General features: G+C 68.2%; 2 protein-coding genes. Both read right to left on the reverse strand.

Translation table 11 applies throughout. The annotated features are described in order from the left end of the window. Positions 1-1,066 (reverse strand): DUF3488 domain-containing protein (locus DBR12_RS06635; RefSeq protein WP_146185486.1); only part of this gene is annotated, 1,066 nt, incomplete at its 3' end. Positions 1,067-1,315: 249 nt separating this feature from the next. Then, positions 1,316-1,703: DUF58 domain-containing protein (locus tag DBR12_RS06645; RefSeq protein WP_146185487.1), on the reverse strand; the 388-nt coding region annotated here is incomplete at its 5' end.

Here is a 1,703-nt window from a genome sequence, read left to right on the forward strand (position 1 = left end):
GGCTGGGGGTGGGCGCGCTGGGGCCATGGCTGAACTGGGGGTAGCTCTCGGCCTTGTAGCGCACCACAGCGGTGATGGGGCGGTTGGTGAACCACTGCAGGTCCTGCGTCATGAGCGTTTCCATGCCCGAGATGACGGGCTTGGTCGCGGCGGCATCCAGCAGCAGCAGCCAGGGGCGCTGGTGGGCTTCCAGGGTCACTTCGTAGCGCACGGGTTCTCCGCGCACCTGCAGATTGGCTGCGGTGCCGGGGCTTGACTGCAGCATGTCGCCGCCGCGCGCGCCCCGCGGATGCCACTCGACGCCGTCAAAGGCGCCAAACACCGGTCCGCGAAAGTACAGTTCGTTTTGGGGCGGGGCCGCACCGTTCGGGGTGTCAAAACGCACGCGCATGGCCACGCTTTCGTCCAGCGCCAGCTCGGCAATGTTGCCCACCTTCATGACGCCCGAGAGCCCGCTGCGCCCGGCCATGGTGTCGCTGGGCATGCCCCACAGCGGCGCCATGCGCGGGAACAGCATGAACAGGGCCGCCATGATGGGCGCACCCAGCAGTGCCATGGTGCCCGCCGTGCGCAGCGTGAGCGCCAGCGGTGGTCGGCCCACCGGCATGTGGGCGTTGACCAGGGCGGCCAGCAGCCCCAGCAGCGCCACCAGCATGGCGGCGGCGGTGAACAGCGACTGCGAGAAGAAGAAGTTGCTGAGCATGGTGAAGAAGCCCAGGAAGAACACCACCATTGCATCGCGCCGGGCGCGCAGCTCCAGCATCTTGAGTGCCAGCAGCATCACGATCAGCGTCACACCCGCGTCGCGGCCCAGGATGGTGCGGTGGGTGTACAGCGTGCCGCCCACGGCCAGGATCAGCGGAATGGCCAGCACCCAGCGCGTGGGCAGGGGCCGCCCTTTCCAGGCCAGCCATCCGCGCCACAGCAGCAAAGAACCTGCGAGCAGGCTGGCCCAGACGGGCAACACGTTCACCTGCGGCGCAATCACCCATGCGATCACACACAGCAGGAACAGTGTGTCGCGGGCGTCGCGGGGCAGTGCGTGGAGGGTTTGGCGCAGGGTCATGGTTGTGGGGATAGTCCCAGGCACGGTGTCATTTGTTTGCTATTGAATTGGTAGCTATAAAAGCAATATGGTCGCGCGCAGGAGGCCTTTTTTATTGCAATTTTTGGGATCAGCATCGCACCGTGTTTCATATCTGCCCTCCACAGCGCTGCGCGCCACCCGCAGCGAGGGCTGCGTCCCCCTGCCCGCAGCGCACAGCGCTGCGAGAGCGGGGGGAAGCGGCGCAGCCGCTCAGGGGGGTGTCCTCTATCAACAAAGGGCCAGTGCCTCCAGACAGCGCCTGCGGTGGGCTGCGCCGGTGTCGGGGGCGATCTCGGTGCCCGGCAGGCGCAGGCCCCAGGCCAGGCCCAGCCGGTCGGCCTGCAGCACCCAGGCCGTCAAGCGTGAGACGCGGGCTTCGTGGTCGGGCAGGGCGGCGCGGGCCAGGTCCAGCCACAGCTCATGGCGCTGGGCCTGCTGGGCGTCGCGGCTCACCAGGTCATTGGTGCCAGTGGCCAGCGGCTTGGCGGCCTTTTTCCAGACCACCAGCTTGAGCGGATCGCCGCGCCGGTAGGCCCGCACGCCGTCAAATTCGCCAATGCCCTGCGACGGTGCGCTGCCGGTGCCGCCCGCGCGAGGCTCGCCCGGGGGCAAGGGG

It is taken from the genome of Acidovorax sp. HMWF029, from assembly GCF_003060895.1.
In the GTDB taxonomy this organism is placed as follows: Bacteria; Pseudomonadota; Gammaproteobacteria; order Burkholderiales; family Burkholderiaceae_C; genus Acidovorax.